Source organism: Xanthomonas sp. Leaf148, assembly GCF_001423585.1.
Lineage (GTDB): Bacteria > Pseudomonadota > Gammaproteobacteria > Xanthomonadales > Xanthomonadaceae > Xanthomonas.
Map to the genome: position 1 here is coordinate 1 of NZ_LMOP01000014.1, position 17,794 is coordinate 17,794.

The window sequence follows — 17,794 nt, forward strand, 5'->3', positions numbered from 1 at the left end:
CCTGCCTGGCGCGGCGACCCGCACGCACGTACCAGCCAATCTTCATTGCGTTACATGGCGCTCGAACCACGCGCAGCTAGGTGACGACGACGTACACGTATGAGGCGACGCACACAAACCCTCGCTCGGAAACCCTCGGCTGTGCCCCTGCAGACCGCTATCTGGTAGCTGGCTGACCGCCACTCGATTGCTTTTCAGCATGCCGACCTCCATATCGTGCCGTGCCGGTGCATGACCGGCTGTTGCTGGATGCGCTGATGCCGGAATTGCCTGAAGTCGAAACTACGGTGCGCGGCCTAGCGCCGCATCTGGTCGGGCAGCGCATCCATGGGGTGATCCTGCGTCGGCCGGATCTGCGTTGGCCCATTGCCGAGCAGATCGAGCGTTTGCTTCCTGGAGCTACCATCACGCAAGTCCGTCGACGTGCCAAGTATCTATTGATGGATACCGATGCCGGCGGGAGTGCGTTGCTGCATCTGGGCATGTCCGGGAGCTTGCGTGTATTGCCTGGCGACACGCTGCCGCGCGCACATGATCATGTAGATATCAGCCTGCAGAACGGGCGTGTGCTGCGCTTCAACGACCCGCGTCGGTTTGGTTGCCTGCTGTGGCAATCCGACACCCAGGTGCATGAGCTGCTTGCTGCGCTAGGTCCGGAGCCATTATCGGAGGCATTTACTGGCGATTATCTCTATGCGCTATCGCGCGGTCGTCGCGCTGCAGTTAAAACCTTTCTGATGGATCAAGCAGTGGTTGTCGGCGTGGGAAATATCTATGCCGCTGAGAGCCTGCATCGTGCGGGAATCAGCCCATTGCGCGAGGCTGGAAAGGTGTCGCTTGATCGATACCGGCATCTGGCTACTGCGGTGAAGGATATTCTGGGATACGCGATCCAACGCGGCGGCACGACATTGCGCGACTTCATCAGCCCGGACGGCGCACCTGGCTATTTCGAGCAGGAACTGACGGTCTACGGCCGCGAGGGTGAGCCCTGCAAACAGTGCGGGCGGGCCTTGAAACACGCAACGATTGGACAACGCGCGACGGTGTGGTGCAGCAGTTGCCAGCGTTGAGGTATGGCAGCACCTTTTAAGCCGTTCCTGCTGCCTCCCGGATCAGATGGATCTTCGCAATCGATGTGCAGCCTCAACGGATAAACAGCCGACCGGGCGATCAATGGCTCCACCTTCGCAGTAACAAGATGCAAACGGCTAGTTTCCACACCTGCACCACGCCACAATCGATACGTCCTGCATTTGGAACTGCCTTATGCCCATGTCACGGCCTCTTTTCATTCCCTTGGTGGCTGGCGGGGCACTGGCGCTATTGCTTCCTGGCAAGGCACATACGGATGAGTCCGCGAAAACTGGCCTCGCGCCAGTAGAACGTACCCAGTTGCACAACGATGCAGTGGAGCTGAGCGTCACGCCGGCATTTGGTGGCCGTGTGCTGTCCTTCAGCCTGCGCGGACACCCTAGTGTGTTGAAGATCGGAGCAGCAGTGGATCGCCAGCCTGCGCCTACGGTGTCTGCCAGCGCAGGCGATGTTCCGTATCTCGGTCACGATGTGTGGGTGGGGCCGCAGAGTCAGTGGTGGTTGCATCAGCAGGTCAACCTCGAGCGCAAGGCCGCCGCCGCGGTGTGGCCGCCGGATCCGTATCTCTCGTTGGCCAGTACGCGGGCCGTTGTACGTGGACCGACCGAGGTGACGCTGAAGGGCGTGCCCAGCCCGGTGACGGGCGTGCAACTGAGCAAGCGCATCGCCCTGTCTACAACGCGCGCCGACACGGTGGACGTGCAAGCCACGGCGCGCAATATCCGCAAGGATGCAATCGCCTGGGATCTGTGGTTCAACACCCGGGTTGCGGCGAGTACGCGGGTCTTTGTGCCGGTGGCCGATGCCGGCGATATTCGGGTGCAACCGCCGAGCGAGCCAGGCACGGTGCCGCCCGTGTTCGGCCACCATGCGGGCGTTCTGGCGTTGCGTGCCGACGTACGAGATGACGGCATGGTCCAGCGCGGCAAGGTGTTGCTGCAACCGTCGGCGGGCTGGATGGCCGGCTTTGCCGGCGCGCAGGTGCTGGTGATCCGCTTCGTGCATCAGCCGTTGGCCGGGATCCATCCGGAACAAGGACAGGTGGAGCTGTACCTGGATGCCCCGCCGCTGCATCCCGAGCAGGGCTTGCTGGAAATGGAGGTGCATGCACCGTATCGCCAGCTTGCGCCAGGTGCGCAGATGCAGGCGCAGGAGCAGTGGACGTTGCTGCAATACAGCGGGCCGGACGATGTGCAGGCGCAGCGGCGCTTCCTGTGCAGCAAGGCGACAGAGCTGGCTTTGGACAATGCGTGCGACGCCGCCGCTGCGGCGCCTTGACGCACGCACGCGCGTCCACGCCGGGCTTGTGGCTATGATGTCGCCCAATTCCCGATCAGATCGATGCGCATGCAACGACGCCACTTCCTGAAGAATGCCGCTGCCGCCTTGGCCGCGCTCGGTTTACCGGCATTGCCGCAGTGGGCGTTGGCTGCCAAGGCCGTGGGGCTGCGTCGGCTCGGGCAGCCGCAACCGTTCGACTATGCGTGGCTCAAGGGGCAGGCGCGTGCGCTGGCCAAGGCGCCGTACAAAAGCCACAAGCAAGTGCTGCCGGGGCCGCTGGAAGCGTTGAACTGGGATCAGTATCAGTCGATCCGCTATCGGCAGGACCACGCGTTGTGGGCCGACGGCAATGGCAAGTTTCAGGCGAAGTTCTTCCACCTGGGGCTGTATTTCCATACCCCGGTGCACATCTACGACATCGTCGATGGCAAGGCCCAGCAGTTGGCCTACGACCCGGCTGCGTTCGATTACGGCAGCAGCGGGCTAGGCGGCAAGCAGTTGCCGAAGGATCTGGGCTTTGCCGGCTTCCGGCTCAACACCCGCAAGGACACCGATCGCGACTTCTCGGCGTTTCTGGGCGCGAGCTATTTCCGTGCGGTGGGCAAGGAAGGCCAGTACGGGCAGTCGGCGCGCGGGCTGGCAATCGATACCGGCACCGGTGGACCGGAAGAGTTTCCGGACTTCATCGCCTACTACCTGGAGCAACCGGCCGACGACTCCGACACCGTGGTGGTGTACGGCCTGCTGGATTCGCCCAGTGTCGCCGGCGCCTACCGCTTTGCCATCACCAACGGCGACGTGCTGGTGATGGATATCGACAGCGCGCTGTATCCGCGCAAGGCCATCGAACGGCTCGGCATCGGCCCGTGCACCAGCATGTACCAAGTCGGCGAAAACGACAGCCGGATGGATTGGGACTGGCGCCCGGAGATCCACGATACCGATGGTCTGGCGATGTGGACCGGCGGTGGCGAATGGATCTGGCGGCCGCTGTGCAACCCGCCGCATCTGCGCTTCAACATGTTTGTCGATGAAAACCCGCGTGGGTTCGGGCTGTTGCAGCGCGACCGCAATTTCGACCATTACCAGGACGACGGCGTGTTCTACGAGAAGCGCCCGTGCCTGTGGGTGGAGCCCAAGAGCGGTTGGGGCAAGGGCTCGGTGCAGTTGGTCGAGATCCCGACCGTGGACGAGACCTTCGACAACATCGTGGCGTTCTGGAACCCGCAGGCCAAGCCGCAGCCGGGGCAGGAGCTGTTGATGGGCTACCGGTTGTATTGGGGCGCCCAACCGCCGGCCAGTTCGCATTTGGCGCATTGCGTGGCCACCCGCACCGGATTGGGCGGCATCGTCGGACAGAAGCGCAGCCATTTTTCATGGCGCTTTGCGGTGGACTTTGCCGGCGGCGACTTGCCTGGGTTGGTGAAGGATGCCAAGACCAAGGTCGAAGCGGTGATCCAGGTGTCGCGCGGCACTACCGAGATTGTCTCGGCGCGGCCGTTGCATGAGCTCAAGGGCTATCGGGCCATGTTCGACCTGGTGCCGCCGGATGACAGCATGCAGCAGATCGATATCCGCCTGTACCTGCGCGCCAATGGCAAGCCGCTGACCGAAACCTGGCTCTATCAATGGACGCCGCCGCCGGTGAGCGAGCGCAAGATCTATTGAGTGTGTGGCGGTGCGCGCGCGGGTGCGCATCGCGCGGTTTCGTCTGCAAAGCGACGTCCTTGTAGGGCGATCCCGGGCGATCGAAGCTAGAAGCGAGGATGCTGCAGTGATCTCGGCGCGGTGAGTGGATCGCCGACATGCGTAAGTCGATCGCAACGACGGCAGACCGCCACTCTCCCAGCCATGCGTACGTGCTGTGCGGCGTAGGCAAGCAATGCCTGCGCCTGCCGTACATCTCGCTGATCAGGCCTGGCTGACATCAGCGACAGACATGCGATCTCGGACATGCTGCGTCTGCCAATGCGCCCATGCACGCCGCGTCCTTACGTGTTGTGCGGCGGAGGCGAGCAATGCCTGCGCCTGCCGTACATCTCGCCGATCAGGCCTGTGCTGACACCAGCGACCGACATGCGATCTGGGCATCCGGCGGTGCACCGTTGCACAGCGCGCCGATCAGGCTGGGATGACGCCAAGGACTGACGTGCGATCTTGGGCATGCAGTGTCCGCCGATGCACCCACGCACGTCGCGTCCTGGAGTGATCGCCGCACGAGAACGTGTGTGCCTCCAAAAGCGCCTATGCGTGAACGCGCTTCCGTAGCGCAACCGCACTGCTGCAGGACACGATCGCCGCGGTGGGGCGATATCGTCGGGTTTAAGCACTCAGGCCGAGGTGGTGCCGCTGACCAGGTGCATGCGCGCACGTGGTCGTGCGCAGGCCAGCTCCACGCGGAAGCAGGTGCCGTCCTTGCCGCTGGTGATACGCAGCTCGCCCTGATGCGCCTGTGCGATCTGCGCGGCCATGTGCAGGCCCAGATCCACTTCCGGCACGGGGCGGCCGGCGGTGTGTACGTGGGTGGAGGCGTGCAGCACATCCAGCCGGCGTGGGTCGATGCCATCCAGATTGCAGACCTCGATGCGCAGGCGGCCCTGTTCGGTGACCGCGACCGCCTTGATCAGCGAACTCTGCTGCCCCTGCACCACCGCGTTGATCATCATGCTGCCGAACATCTGCGCCAGACGCACCGCATCGCCATGCACGGGTTCGTCGATGGCCACGTGCGTGGACAGCACCTGGTTGGGATAGGCGGCGCGGGTTTCGTCGACCACCTGCGACAGCGCATCGAGCAGGTCGCTGCCGCTGCCGTAATCCAGCTGCAGCCAGTCACGCTCGATGCCGCGCGCGAAATCCGAGGCGAAATCGATCAGTTCTTCCATGCGCTGCAGGCTGCGCTGCAGGCAGCGGATGGCGCCGCCCTGGCGCTGGTTGAGCGGGTCGATGGCGAGCATGTCCACCACCGCATGCATGGACTGCAGCGGGTTGCGCAGGTCGTGCCCGAGGATGCCGATGAACTCTTCGCGCAACCGCGCCGAGGCGCCGGCGCGGCCCAGTTCGCTGCGTGCGCGCCGCGATTCCTGCGCGCTCTCTTCGGCGCGCTGTTCGGCCTGGATCTGCGCGGCAAGCAACTGCGCGAGCAGCTCGACCTTCTCCACCAACTGCTGGTCCATGACCCGCGGTAACGGGTCCAGCGCGCACAAGGTGCCGAACACGCTGCCATCGTCGAAACGGATCGGCACCGAGACGTAGCTTTCGAAGCCATACAACCGCGGCGATGGGTGGTCGCGATAGACCGGGTCGTCGGAGGCATGCCCGAACCACACCGCGTTGCCCTTCACCCGCACGCTGTCGCAGAAGGTGGTGGCCAGCGGCAGCTCGTCGCCCGGCATCAGACCGAAGGACAGCTCGTCGCGCACCTGGCAGGTGATCCAGCGCGCCTCGGTCACCCGCGCGACGGCGGCAAAGCCCATGCCGGTGAGGCGGGTGAGGATGTTCAGCACATCGGGAACCGACGATAGCCGGCCAACACGCGCGATATCGGCGCGTAACTCGGGAGGAAGCGTACCCATGTGTGCCTCCCGACAAGTGGATGATCGCCAGTTTACAGGACTGCAGTTGGGCCTGGTTACGTGCCAAGCCACTGCAATCGATGCCAACGATACGCCTTGTCGGCCGGTGTCGGCGATGCCGCTGCGAATGCATGCCTGCATAGGTTTAGCGATGCGTTCGCAGCGTATAGCTTGGCGCCAATGCGCGCTGGCGATCAGGGATGCGGCCACGTATGGTGGCGGCGCTAACGCAGCTGCCCAACGGCGCTATGACCCCGCCGCGCTGACCAAGGCGACGGATGATTCGTGTGTTCGTGCCACACCGCCATCTACTGCTTACAGCGGCGCCATGCGGCAGGTGGCGGAATGAGCGGGCACTACTCGGCGCAGGCCGGACGGACCGACGCTGCGGTGTCGCCAGTCGGCAGGATGCCGGTCGCTCAGGCGTCGGCAGACGGCAGCGGCAAGGCGATCTGCAGTGGGTCGATGCGGCCTTCGCCACGCATGATCTTCTTGAACTCGGGGCGGCTGACCGACACATAGCGCTCGTTGCCGCCGATCTCCACTTGCGGGCCGTCCTGCACCGCATGCCCCTGTGCGTCCACGCGCACGGTCATGGTGGCCTTGCTGCCGCTGTGGCAGATGGTCTTGATCTCCTCCAGCTCGTCGGCCCAGGCCAGCAGGAACTGGCTGCCTTCGAACAGCTCGCCGCGAAAATCCGTGCGCAGGCCATAGCACAGCACCGGGATGCGCAGCCGGTCGACCACCTCGCTCAACTGCCAGACCTGTGCACGGCTGAGGAACTGCGCCTCATCGACCAGCACACAATGCAGGGCGCCCTGGGTGGCGATGTCGCGTTCGACCAGCTGCTGCAGTTCGGTGTCGCGATCAAACGCGCGCCCGTCTGCGCGCAAGCCAATCCGCGATGCGACCACGCCGCTGCCGGCGCGGTGGTCGAGTTTGGGCGTCAGGATCAGCGTGCGCATGCCGCGTTCGCGGTAGTTGTGCGCCGACTGCAGCAAGGTGGTGGTCTTGCCGGCATTCATCGCCGAATAATAGAAATAGAGCTTGGCCATCGGGCGATTTTACCGGGCCGGGCGGCTGCATGCAGCGCGCGTTATTGGTGAGTACTGCCGCGCGGGCCAACGCGGGCGGGCGCTGATGCCGTGCCGCCGTACCTGCAGACCTGTTGCGACGGGACCATTCCCCTGCCGACCTGAATCCATCGCGCCGGCCAGCCCGGGGCCGCCCCCGGTACAATGGCGCGCTCTGTCGGAAGCCTCTATGCACGGTCTCAATCCCCCGCAAAGCGCCGCGGTGCTGCACTGCGAAGGTCCCTTGTTGGTGCTGGCCGGTGCCGGCAGCGGCAAGACGCGCGTGATCGTGGAAAAGATCGCGCATCTGATCGCGATCGGCCGCTATCCGGCCAAGCGTATCGCCGCGATCACCTTCACCAACAAGTCGGCCAAGGAAATGCGCGAGCGTGTGGCCAAGCGCATCCGCGGCGACGGCGCCGATGGCCTGACCATCTGCACCTTCCATGCGCTGGGGCTGAAGTTCCTGCAGATCGAACATGCCGCTGCTGGATTGAAGCGCGGTTTTTCGATCTTCGATTCCGACGATGCTGCCGCGCAGATCAAGGACCTGATGCATGGCGCCAAGCCCGACGCGATCGAAGATGCCAAGAACCTGATCTCGCGCGCCAAGAATGCCGGCCTGTCGCCGGAACAGGCGATGGCCGCTGCGCGCAGCAACCGTGAGAAGGAAGCCGCCAGCCTGTACGAGCGCTATCAGGCGCGACTGACCACCTTCAATGCGGTGGACTTCGACGATCTGATCCGCCTGCCGGTGCAGATCCTGGAAGCCAACGAAGAGATCGTGATGGGCTGGCGCGAGCGCATCGGCTACCTGCTGGTGGACGAGTGCCAGGACACCAACGATGCCCAGTACCGGTTGTTGAAGATGCTGGCCGGGCCGCGCGGCAACTTCACCTGCGTGGGCGACGACGACCAGAGCATCTACGCCTGGCGCGGCGCCAATCCGGAAAACCTGCAGCAGATGGGGCGCGATTACCCGGCGCTGGAAATCATCAAGCTGGAACAGAACTATCGCTGCTCCAATCGCGTGCTGCGCGCGGCCAATGCGCTGATCGCGCACAACCCGCACGAGCATTTGAAGACGCTGTGGAGCGACCAGGCCGACGGCGAACGTATCCGCGTGTGGGAATGCCGCGACAGCGAGCACGAGGCCGAAAAGGTCGCGGCCGAAATCTCGTTTCTGGGCACCGCCAAGCAGGTGCCGTGGAGCGATTTCTGCATTCTGTTTCGCGGTAATTTCCAGTCGCGGCCGCTGGAAAAAGCCATGCAGCTGCTGCGGGTGCCGTATCACCTCACCGGCGGCACCGCGTTTCTGGAGCGGCAGGAGGTCAAGGACGTGTTGTCCTGGCTGCGCCTGATCGTCAACCCCGAGGATGACGCGGCGTTTTTGCGCGCGGTGCAATCGCCCAAGCGCGAAGTGGGGGCGACCTCGCTGGCGCGGTTGGCCGAACTGGCCAGTGCGAAGTCGGTGCCGATGTCGCGCGCGGCCGAATCGATGGGCGCATTGCAGCACCTGCCGCCGCGCGCGGCCAATGGCCTGAGTGCCTTTACCGATATTCTGCGCGACATGCGCGAGCACTCGGCGACCATGCCGGCCGGCGAATTGGTGCGGACGCTGGCCGACAAATCTGGCCTGCTTAACGATCTGCGCAATCAATCCAAAGACGAAACCGGCTTCCAACGCCGCAAGCGCAATCTGGACGAGTTGGCCGAGTGGTTCGAAGGCGGCCCACGTGGCGCGAGCGCCAGCGATCTGGCCGCGCAGCTGGCGCTGTTGTCGCGCAACGACAAGGACGACGGCGGTAACCAAGTGCGCATGATGACCATGCATGCGTCCAAGGGTCTGGAGTTCCGCTATGTGTTCATCGTCGGCTGCGAAGACGGTGTGCTGCCACACGAAGTGAGCCTGGAAGAAGGCAATCTGCAGGAAGAGCGCCGGCTGCTGTATGTGGGCATCACCCGCGCCAAGGAGCAGCTGTGGATGAGTCACAGCAAGCTGACGCGCAAGTTTGGCGAGCATGTGCGGCTCAAGCCGAGCCGGTTCTTCGATGAGATTCCTGCCGAAGAACTGCAGCGCGATGGTGCCGACCCGGTTGCCGATGCCGAGCGCAAAAAAGAGCGCGCCAGCGCCGGGCTGGCGGCGATCCAGGCGTTGTTCGATTAGCCGCGGCTGATCAAGCCACCACGCTTGTCGTCGGGTGGGCGCGGCTGATGCGTGGTTAGCGTTTGGCACCGCGGTCTGGCACGCGCCAGCGTATTGGCGGTGGTATGCAGACCGTTCCAGGCGTGTCCTGCGCTTCAATACGCGTGAGAGTGGCTACTGCACGGATCCGCACACTGCCGCATTGCCAAGGGCGGCACCGCAGTGACCAGTTGTCGAAAGCCTGGCGTTGGCTGCGTGCGGAATGGATCGTGACCGTCGACATCGACATCGACATCTACTTCGATGTGCCAGGTTGGCGACACGTGCATGCACGGCGCGGATCGTCTGCTGGATGATCGCCGTGTCCCACCTGGCTGTAGCGCGCCGAGGCTTGCCAGCGCCACACCCGCACGGCAGTCTGGTTTTCCCTGCTGCAGGAGTGCGCCGTGACTGTCGTGATCGAAACCCCGCGCTTGCGCTTGCGTACGCTCGATCCCGAGCGCGATGCCGATGCGATATTGACGCTGGTCAACGACCCCGGCTTTATCGCCGGCATCAACGATCGCGGCATCCGTACCCGCGAGCAGGCGAGCGCGCATCTGCGCGAGTGGGCACAGGCGCATCACGACATGTACGGGTTTGCGCATTGGGCGCTGGAGACGCGTGACGGGTCCACCTTCATGGGAACGTTGGGTTTGTTGTGCCGCGACACCTTGCCGGTGCCGCATCTCGGCTTTGCGCTGTTGCCGGCTTATCGCGGCAAGGGCTATGTGCGCGAAGCCGGGCGTGCCGTGCTGGACTATGCACGTGATGGGCTGGGGCTGACCCAGCTGTGCGCGATCGTGTCGCCGGACAACGCTGCTTCCATTCGCGCGCTGGAAGCGCTGGGGCTGCACCGCGAGGGCCTGCGGGCGTTGAGTCCCGGCACCGACGCGCTGGCGTATTACACGATCGACCTCGCCTCCACCGACATGGACAGCACCCCAGGTGTGCGGCACCCTGCCGGCCTGCCTCCGACTGCATAAGGACACCCGCATGCCGCTGCTGGTCAATGCCTATTCCACGTTGCGCGAACCGCGCTGGCCGGACTTTCTGCCGCACGACGCCGTGCAGCATCGCGACCATGCCGACCCGGAGCTGGCCAACCATCTGCATGGCTTTGTCGGCTACGTGAATCAGGCGGGCGACGGGCAAATGACCCAGTCGCGGTATCACCTGATGCGGCATGTGCAGCGGGTGCGGCAGCACTTCAGCTTCGAGGTCGACGACAGCGCGTTTGGCGATCTGGCGCAGTGGGCCGAGCAGGCCAATGCGGTGTGTTTTCTGGCCGACGGCAGCGTGCGCGACCCGCAGGGGCGGGTGCTGATCAGCCAGGGCGAGCCGGCGCTCGATGACCAAGCGCAGGTGCCGTACCCGCCGGACGCGCTCGAGCGGCGAGCGCATCATCTGGCGCAGCTGAGCGCACAGGGCATTCGCGTACCGCCGAGCTTGCCGCCGGTGGCCGGTGGGAGCGAAGCGCGGGTACGCGAGGCGACGGCGGTGACGCAACGGATGCTGGCGTTGTTTGCGGTGGCCTTGCGTGCGGAGATGCTGGCCGCCGGCGATGCGCCACCGGCGTTGGAGGAGGTGGAGACGCGCTTGCCCGGCGTGACGGCTGCACTGTCGCCGCAGGAGCGCGCCTTCTTCGCCGAGGCGCACCCAGAAGCACAGATGCTGGCCAATTTTGGCTGGCGTTACGAAAGCCTGGCCGTGTTGCAATGGGCGCTGGGCCTGGCCGACAGCTTGCCGCAGCCGACCGCCCTGTGCGACGTGCCGCTGGCCGCGCAGCGCGCGCTGGAGCATGCGCAGGCGCCTGCGCGCACGTTGCTGACGCTGCGGCCGCTGCCCGGACTGCTGGATGCGTTGGACCTGCATCTGCGCCTGCACTGGGCCGTGCGCCAGGCCGGTCACACCCAGCAGGCACCGCCGGCCGGCATCGTGCCCGGCGTGGTGTACGAGCGCCATTACGCGCTCAACTGGCTGCTGCACTTCGAAGATGCGGACTGGGACGAGGTGGATACGCCGACCTGAGCGGAGCGAGCACCGATCACGTCGGGGCTAAGAGCGGCTAACAAAACGTAGCGAGCAGTCGTCAGGTGGGTGTGGACGGCGCGGAGGAACCGGAGTGTACGGTTGGTACATGAGGATTCCGAGCACCGGCCGCGCCCGCCTGGCGGCTGCACAGTAGTTTTGTTAGCTGCTCTAAGCGTCCCTCAAGGGATGCATCCGCATGGCGTTATGGCGTCGCGCCTGCCATGGCGTGTGGTTCTCACACGCGCCAGGCAAGCGCTCAACAACGCGTCCGTGTGGCTTCGATCGACGCCGCTGGCCATCTTCACTACGCGCAAGCGCTTGATGTTCAGCAGGGAAGGCCGCCGCGTTTGAGCGACATCCCAGGTTCCCCCGTCATGCCACGCGTTGTTCGGACCTTCCTAGCCGAGGAAGGACATGGCATGGGTCAGCGAGCGGTCGGTCTGCAGATCCAGCACGCGGCCGTGCGCGTCATGGAACAGCAGATGGCCGGACTGCTCGCGCACCTTGACCGTGCTGCCCGCAGGCCAGTCCAGCGACGCAACGATGCCGCCGTCATGGTGGCGCACCACCAGATAGCGCGAGCCGTGCGGCCAATGCAGGCCAACCAGGAATCCCGCTTCAAGCGCCACCACGCTCGATCCATCCGGCGCGCCGAATGCGGCACTGTGTTCGTGCAACCGGCACTGACGGGCACTGCCGATGTGCTGGTAGTGCAGGTAACTGTCGCCATTGGGATCGGTGCGCACCTCCGTTTGCTGCACGCTGCCGAGCCGATGCGCGAGCACCGGCGCTTGCGGGTCCACGCGCAGGGGATCGCGCGCTTTGAGGCGTCGCGCGGGCAGGCTGTAGGTCCAGTCCTCCAGGTACTCGCCGGCCTGCACCAGATACACCTCGCAATCGCTGAAGAATCCCGCCGCAATCACCGGCCCGGGCAGGTCGCCGACATGCCACAGCACGCTGTGCAGATCCTTGTCGGTATCGACCACCAGCAGCCGGTTGTCGACCACGATGCTCCAGCCGATTCCGCTGTAGCTGGGCGCGGCGTACTGCAGCGCAATCTGACCAAGGTCGCGCACCGCATGGGTGATCAAATCCAGCCGATGCACGGTGGACACGCGCTCGCGGGGTGCGATTGCCAGGGCGACCTGCCCGCTGTCGGCGATGACCACACCAAAGGCAGGCGCCGGGTAGCGCCGTAGTAAGCGCCCGTGCGCGTCCACCACCGCCGCGCCGGCTTCGCCCAGGGCCAGCAGATAGCGGCGACCGGGGAGTGCCGCCACATCGTGGATGGCCGCCAGGCCGGCTTGCGGTGCCTGCAGTTGTAGCGGGGTGGCGCCGTCCCAGAGCTTGGATTGGCTGGCCGCGACCTGTGGTTTGAAGGTTGGAATATCGGCGCTGAGCAGGGGGTCCTTGGCCAGTTTCAGCAGCGTGGTCAGATCGCCGACGGACAGGCTGTTGCGGGCGAACGCATGATCGGCGGCAATCGCCGGCAGCAGTTGCCGCGCCAGTTGTTGCAGCGAGCGGTTGGGGGCAGCATCCACCAGCAGCGCGGCTGCCATGTCGCTGCGCGGTACGGGATCGGCGCTGGGGTCTGCAAGCGCGGCGATGCGGTCTGCGTAGTGTTCCAGCGTGTCCGGCAACAGCTGCGCGCGTTTGACCAGCGCGCGTGCGCGCAGCGTGCTGCCGGCCTGTTCTGCGGCCAGCAGCCACTGCGCGGCCTGGTGGCGCGCGTTGTGCAACGGCCACACCGCGTCCACGGCGGCCAGCCAGTCGCCGGCCTGCACCAGCGCCTGGCCCCAGTCCAGCCGCAACGCATCGGCCAATGCGCGGTCGGTACCTTGCAGCAGCTGGATTGCGGCGGCAAAGGCGCCATCGCGGCGCGCGACCTGCACCGCACGCGCGTGGTCGCCGGCCAGCATCAGCAGCCGGATGATCATCGCCGCCGCCATGTCCCAGCCCAGCGCCAGCTCCGCGGCCTGTTTGTAACGGGCGTGCTTGACCAGATAGTCGAGCGCTTCCTGGCGCGCATTGAGCAATTCGGCCAGCACGAACACCGCACGATCGATCTGGCCTTCGCGGTCCAGGCGCGCGAAGGCGCTGCGATAGGTCGCGCGCAGATGCGCCTGCAGCTCTTCGCCCAGGCCGATGCTGGTGCCGGCGCCACGCGTGCGCGACAGACTCAGGTCGCTGCGCCGCTGTGGCACCCCGAACGCCTGCCCCAAGGATTCGCCCAGGCCATCGAGCGGCAGCGCGTTGCGCAAGGCTTCGTCCAGATTGCCGTTTTCGAACTGGCGCAGCATCCGGCGCATGTAGGCGCCCTGATGACGTCCGACCAGGCTAGCCATCCGTGAGGCAACCAGTGCGCGGGCCAGCCGCGTGCGCCAGGCCGATACCGATGCAGCGCCCCGGCGTGCCGGCACGGTCGTGTTCTGCCCGGTGGCTGCGCCAGACGCTGCGGATCCGTTCGATGCCGGTGCGTGCTCGCGGCTCAAGCTGCGCTGAGCGCGCGCCAGCAGGCGTTGCCACAGCGTGGTGTTCTGCACGGCGGGGCGCTGCGTCTTCAGCGAATGCAGGAACGCATCGCGCTCGGCGCTGGCTGGCGGGACGGCATTGCCCAGCAATTGCCGCAGCGGTTTGCCGCGCAGCCGGTCCACCTGCAGTGGTGGCTCGCTCGGGCTGCAGTCGTAGGGCATGTGCAGCGGGTAGCCAGACACGTCGATCGCCTCGGAAGGATCCAGCGCCACCGCGTGTTGCCACTGCAAGGCGATCACCTGGGCGCCATGGACCAGGCCGATATCGGCCGGGGGCAACTGCGCCGCCTCGGCGGCGGTCAACGCGCCCGAGAACAGGCCGCCGTGCACCTGGCACAGCACCAGGCCGGTCGCCTGCTCGCAGACCAACGCACGCGGCGCGGCGAAGCACAGCACATCGCCGTCGGCAAAGCGCAGCGCCCGGCTACCCGGTTGCCAGGCGCAGATAAGCCTGGCCAGGCGTTGTTCCGGGCTGAGCCACGCTGCCGAGAACCACAACGCCGACACCATCTGGCTGCCGTGCCACAGCGGGTAGCGCACGCTGCCGCCCGCGTTGTCCGTGCGCGCCGGGCTAGTCATGGCCGGGTTGCTCGGCCTGGCCTTGCACGACCATCAGCGGGGTCAGCCCGCCATCGCCCAAGATCCAGGCCTGCCCCTGCAGGGTCACCAGTGCGACCCGCGCGCCATCGCTGGACACTGCCGCGGCGCTGATCTCGCTGGCGGCGCGATGCAGGGTCCGCCGGCCGCTGGCCCCTATGGCGAGCAGCGCGCGACGATCGGCGCGCAGCACCAGCAGCAGGCTGTGCTGCGGCGCGTCCGGGTCGCCGATCAGGCCGATCGGTCGGTCGCCGGACGCCACTATCGCCTCGAATTCCTGAAAGCCGTCGGCCGGGCCCCCGTGCAGCACCCGGTAAGCCAGCGAGCGGTCGCCGCCGGCCTGACGGCTTGCCAGTTCGAGGGCGATGGCGCCACGCCATTGGCCCTCCTGGACCAGGTTGCGCAGCAACACGACCGGCGGGCGCGACCCCAGCGCCAGCTGCAGGATGAGGTCCTGCTTGCCGTTGCGATGCAGGCGCAGCACCCGCAGTTCGCCAGCGACATGGGTGGCGTAGACCGCGTGTTCGGCATCGCCTTGCGCCAGCGCCACCACCTGCCCGGCGAGCTCGCTGCCTTGCGCAACCCGCTGCCGCTGGTTGGTATCGCGCGTCCAGGTCATCAGCCGGCCGTGCTGGTCCCACAGCAGGAACCGCTGTGGCTTGCCGCCGCTGTTGAGCCACACGCATGGACGCAGCCGCACCTGGCCGGGTGCGGGGCAGAGGCTCTGCCCGCCGGCTTCGATGGAGCCGTGCATGCCATCGAGATTCCAGAACGCGGCTTGCTCCCCGAAAGCGACGATGCCGCCCACGTGCTTGTTCTGCGCCGTCAGGCACAGCGGCTGACCGCCCTGCGCCCATTGGTGGTAGCGCGGCGCCACCCGTTTGGCGATGTTGGCGGGCTGCACCTTCACCATCGCGCTGCGGTAGCCGTCTGCCAGCAGCAGCGCCACATGGCTGCCGTCCGGGCTGAACAGCGGCGCGTGGCGCAGCGAAAACTTGCCCTTGACCACGTGGTTTGCGGTATCGGCTTCGGCTGGGCGTTGCGTGTCGGTGAAGTGCCCAAGCAGCAGCTGCCTGGCGGCCATGCTGGCAGGCACCGGCAACAGGCTGCTGCGGGTGCCGTGGCGCGTTTGCAGCACCACCTGCAGATGCGCATCGGCCGCAGGCACGATGCTGGCCTGGTGGTGGAATGGCGCCACACGCACCGGTTGCGCGCCGATCCACCAGCACTCGCTGGTGGTCGGCGTCGCGCTTGCGCACTGCGTGGCCCAGGCCTGTGCGTGCTGCGGGCCGGTCGCCTCGAAGGTGCGGCCCTGCAGTAGCTGTTGCAGCCGGGCAGGGCTTTCGGCGTCGTGCAGGTCGCCGGGCAGATGCGCCAGACCCCAGACAAAGCGCGCATTGGCGGCCTGCGCACGGCGTGCCAGCAGGATCCACAATGCGATCTGTGCCAGACGCGGCGCGCCCCATTGCGCCGGACCGGCATCGAAGATCGCCACCAGGCGCGCATCGCGCGCGCGGGTCTGCATGCGGGGCACCAGGAACAGGTGCTCGGCATGCGCGGCGCGGCGCAGGAATTCCTCCGGCAGTGCGTCGGCCAGTGCCCACTCGCTCAGTAGCAGGTGGTCGTAGCTGCCGCGCCGACGCAGGTCGTCGATACCGTCCGGTTCGCTGTCGCCATCGCGGCGGCGCAGGCTGTCGCGGCCGAGCAAGGGGTCCAGACGCAACAACCAGATGCCGAGCTGGGAGGCGATTTCCGGGTCGAACCAGTCCAGCCACAGCCGCCAGGCCTGGAGCGGGGCGGGCACCTGCAGCGCGGCGCTCACGCGGCCTCCCAGCGCTGACGGATCTGCGCCACGACCTCGGCACGCGCCGGCAGCAACCGATGCAGCGGCAGCACCAGTGCAGGTAATCGCAGCAGCAACAGCGGCTGCGGCCCGTGTTGGCGGCGCAGCGCACGCTCCAGCAATTCCAGCGGAAGCGCGGGGCGTTCGGCGGTGGGCAACCACAGGCCAGCGGCGTCCGCGCGCGGTGCCACGTACTGCACGCCGTTGGCCCAGGGCAGCTGCGGCGCATGGCCGGTCAGCAGCAACGCCTGCGCGGTGGCGGTGACCAGCAAGTCCGCGCCGTCGGGCAAGCGCGCCCATGCCGCCAGCAACGCGCGTGCGGCCTCGCCCACGCCGATCACTCCCTGCGGGGCGACCGGCAGCGGCTCGTCCTGCCACGACCAGGTCACGCGCCGCTGCCGATCTGCTCGATCAGGCGCGTGCGTTCGTGGGCCAGCTCGGCCGGCAGCGAGGCGGCCGTGAAGTTGGCATCGATCTCGCGCAGCAAGGCTTCGGCCATGGTGCGCAGGGCCGGATTGTGCTGATCCTGCAGGCAAGACTGGGCGGCCTCCACCAGCCGCGCAGTGCGCGAGAGCGGTTGCAGGGCGGCTTGTTCGACGGCCGCGCGCAGGGTGGGATTGGCCGCGGCGGCCAGGGTGCCGCGCAGCAGGTCCTGTGCGCTGGCTTGCTGCGCGCGCGTGGGCAGTACGTAGAACAGCGGCCACAGATCGGCCTCGCTGGCCTGGGTGCGTCCAGCCAGCACGCAGGCGGCGGCGATCAGCCGCTGGGTCTTGACCAGGCGACGGTCCGACAGCTGCACGCCTGCGCCGCGCAATGTCCGGATCGCCGCGGCGAGCGCCGTGCGCGCGCCCTCCATGTCCACCGCACGCGCCTGTTCGCACAGCAGGTCCAGATCGGCCAGCCCGGCCACAGGCTGCAGCGGCGCACGCTCGGCCTGCCATCCGCCGGCCAGCAGCGCTTCGAGCTGATGGTCTGCCACCGGGTCGACGAACAGATGCAGCAGGAAGCGGTCGCTGAAGGCTGCCAGCGCATCGTCTTCCGGCAGCGCGTTGGCCGCGCCCACACACAGGCGCAACGGGCAATGCAGGTCGGTCTGGCCACGCCGGAAGCGGCGTTCGTTGAGCAGCCCGAGCAAGGTGTTGAGGATGGCGGTGGAACCCAGGAAGACTTCGTCGAGGAAGGCGATGTCCGCTTCGGGCAACATCCCGGTCACATCGGTCTGCACGCTGCCATCGCGCAATTTGCGCAGGTCCACCGGGCCGAATAATTCAGCCGGTTCGGTGAAGCGGCCGAGCAGATATTCGAAATAGCGGCCGCCCAATGCGGCGGCGACGCGCCGCACCACCGCGCTCTTGGCGGTGCCCGGCGGGCCGATGATCAACAGATGTTCCTGCGCCACTGCTGCGAGCACGATCAATTCGGCCAGCTGATCGCGCTCGATCAATCCGGTGGTGGCGGCCTGGACGGTGGCGCGAATGCGCGCGGCGGCGGGATGGGCATGCATGCGATCGGTCCTTCGAACAAAACGTGCGGTGCGGTGCAGGCACCGGTGACCGCCTGTGGAACGGGCAATGGAACGG

General features: G+C 66.5%; 12 protein-coding genes and 1 other RNA gene. 6 read left to right on the forward strand and 7 right to left on the reverse strand.

Annotated features, from left to right (window positions below):
• The first annotated feature begins 257 nt into the window (after positions 1-257).
• The 3 genes from mutM to ASF90_RS20560 all read left to right on the forward strand — a co-directional run bounded on the left by mutM (position 258) and on the right by ASF90_RS20560 (position 4,044).
• Positions 258-1,073, forward strand: coding sequence for a bifunctional DNA-formamidopyrimidine glycosylase/DNA-(apurinic or apyrimidinic site) lyase (mutM, locus tag ASF90_RS20550; protein ID WP_055854745.1), 816 nt, complete (start codon positions 258-260; stop codon positions 1,071-1,073).
• A gap of 196 nt (positions 1,074-1,269) precedes the next feature.
• Entirely contained in the window at positions 1,270-2,373 is a 1,104-nt protein-coding gene (locus tag ASF90_RS20555) for a DUF4380 domain-containing protein (protein WP_082473641.1), read from the forward strand.
• 69 nt (positions 2,374-2,442) lie between these two features.
• A complete protein-coding gene (locus ASF90_RS20560) occupies positions 2,443-4,044 on the forward strand; it encodes a glucan biosynthesis protein D (RefSeq protein ID WP_055854750.1) in 1,602 nt (533 codons plus the stop codon).
• Between the two features lie 662 nt (positions 4,045-4,706).
• Here the strand turns inward: ASF90_RS20560 and ASF90_RS20565 are convergent.
• Both ASF90_RS20565 and ASF90_RS20570 read right to left on the reverse strand, forming a co-directional pair.
• Positions 4,707-5,951, reverse strand: coding sequence for a GAF domain-containing protein (locus ASF90_RS20565; RefSeq protein ID WP_055854608.1), 1,245 nt, complete (start codon positions 5,949-5,951; stop codon positions 4,707-4,709).
• 419 nt (positions 5,952-6,370) lie between these two features.
• A complete protein-coding gene (locus tag ASF90_RS20570; protein WP_055854611.1) occupies positions 6,371-7,006 on the reverse strand; it encodes a thymidine kinase in 636 nt (211 codons plus the stop codon).
• Positions 7,007-7,214: 208 nt separating this feature from the next.
• On the opposite strand from ASF90_RS20570, the gene ASF90_RS20575 reads away from it, so the two are divergent.
• From ASF90_RS20575 to ASF90_RS20585, 3 genes are all read left to right on the forward strand, one after another.
• A complete protein-coding gene (locus ASF90_RS20575) occupies positions 7,215-9,191 on the forward strand; it encodes a UvrD-helicase domain-containing protein (RefSeq protein WP_055854615.1) in 1,977 nt (658 codons plus the stop codon).
• A 407-nt stretch (positions 9,192-9,598) separates the two neighbouring features.
• Positions 9,599-10,195 carry a GNAT family N-acetyltransferase gene (locus ASF90_RS20580; RefSeq protein ID WP_082473642.1) on the forward strand — a complete coding sequence of 199 codons (597 nt, stop codon included), beginning with the start codon at positions 9,599-9,601 and terminating at the stop codon, positions 10,193-10,195.
• A gap of 10 nt (positions 10,196-10,205) precedes the next feature.
• Positions 10,206-11,240, forward strand: a complete 1,035-nt coding sequence (locus ASF90_RS20585) for a DUF4272 domain-containing protein (RefSeq protein ID WP_055854621.1) — start codon at positions 10,206-10,208, stop codon at positions 11,238-11,240.
• Positions 11,241-11,275: 35 nt separating this feature from the next.
• Here ASF90_RS20585 and ASF90_RS23080 read toward each other — a convergent pair.
• From ASF90_RS23080 to ASF90_RS20605, 5 genes are all read right to left on the reverse strand, one after another.
• Positions 11,276-11,351, reverse strand: a non-coding RNA gene (locus ASF90_RS23080) — sX9 sRNA.
• A 290-nt stretch (positions 11,352-11,641) separates the two neighbouring features.
• Positions 11,642-14,353 (reverse strand): bpX6 domain-containing protein, encoded by a 2,712-nt coding sequence (locus tag ASF90_RS20590; protein WP_055854625.1) that lies wholly within the window; start codon positions 14,351-14,353, stop codon positions 11,642-11,644.
• Positions 14,346-16,193 carry a hypothetical protein gene (locus tag ASF90_RS20595; protein ID WP_055854628.1) on the reverse strand — a complete coding sequence of 616 codons (1,848 nt, stop codon included), beginning with the start codon at positions 16,191-16,193 and terminating at the stop codon, positions 14,346-14,348. Before ASF90_RS20595 ends, ASF90_RS20590 begins: the two co-directional genes overlap by 8 nt.
• Positions 16,190-16,603 carry a hypothetical protein gene (locus ASF90_RS20600; RefSeq protein ID WP_055854631.1) on the reverse strand — a complete coding sequence of 138 codons (414 nt, stop codon included), beginning with the start codon at positions 16,601-16,603 and terminating at the stop codon, positions 16,190-16,192. Before ASF90_RS20600 ends, ASF90_RS20595 begins: the two co-directional genes overlap by 4 nt.
• Positions 16,600-17,718 (reverse strand): AAA family ATPase, encoded by a 1,119-nt coding sequence (locus ASF90_RS20605; protein ID WP_055854634.1) that lies wholly within the window; start codon positions 17,716-17,718, stop codon positions 16,600-16,602. Before ASF90_RS20605 ends, ASF90_RS20600 begins: the two co-directional genes overlap by 4 nt.
• Positions 17,719-17,794: the final 76 nt, after the last annotated feature.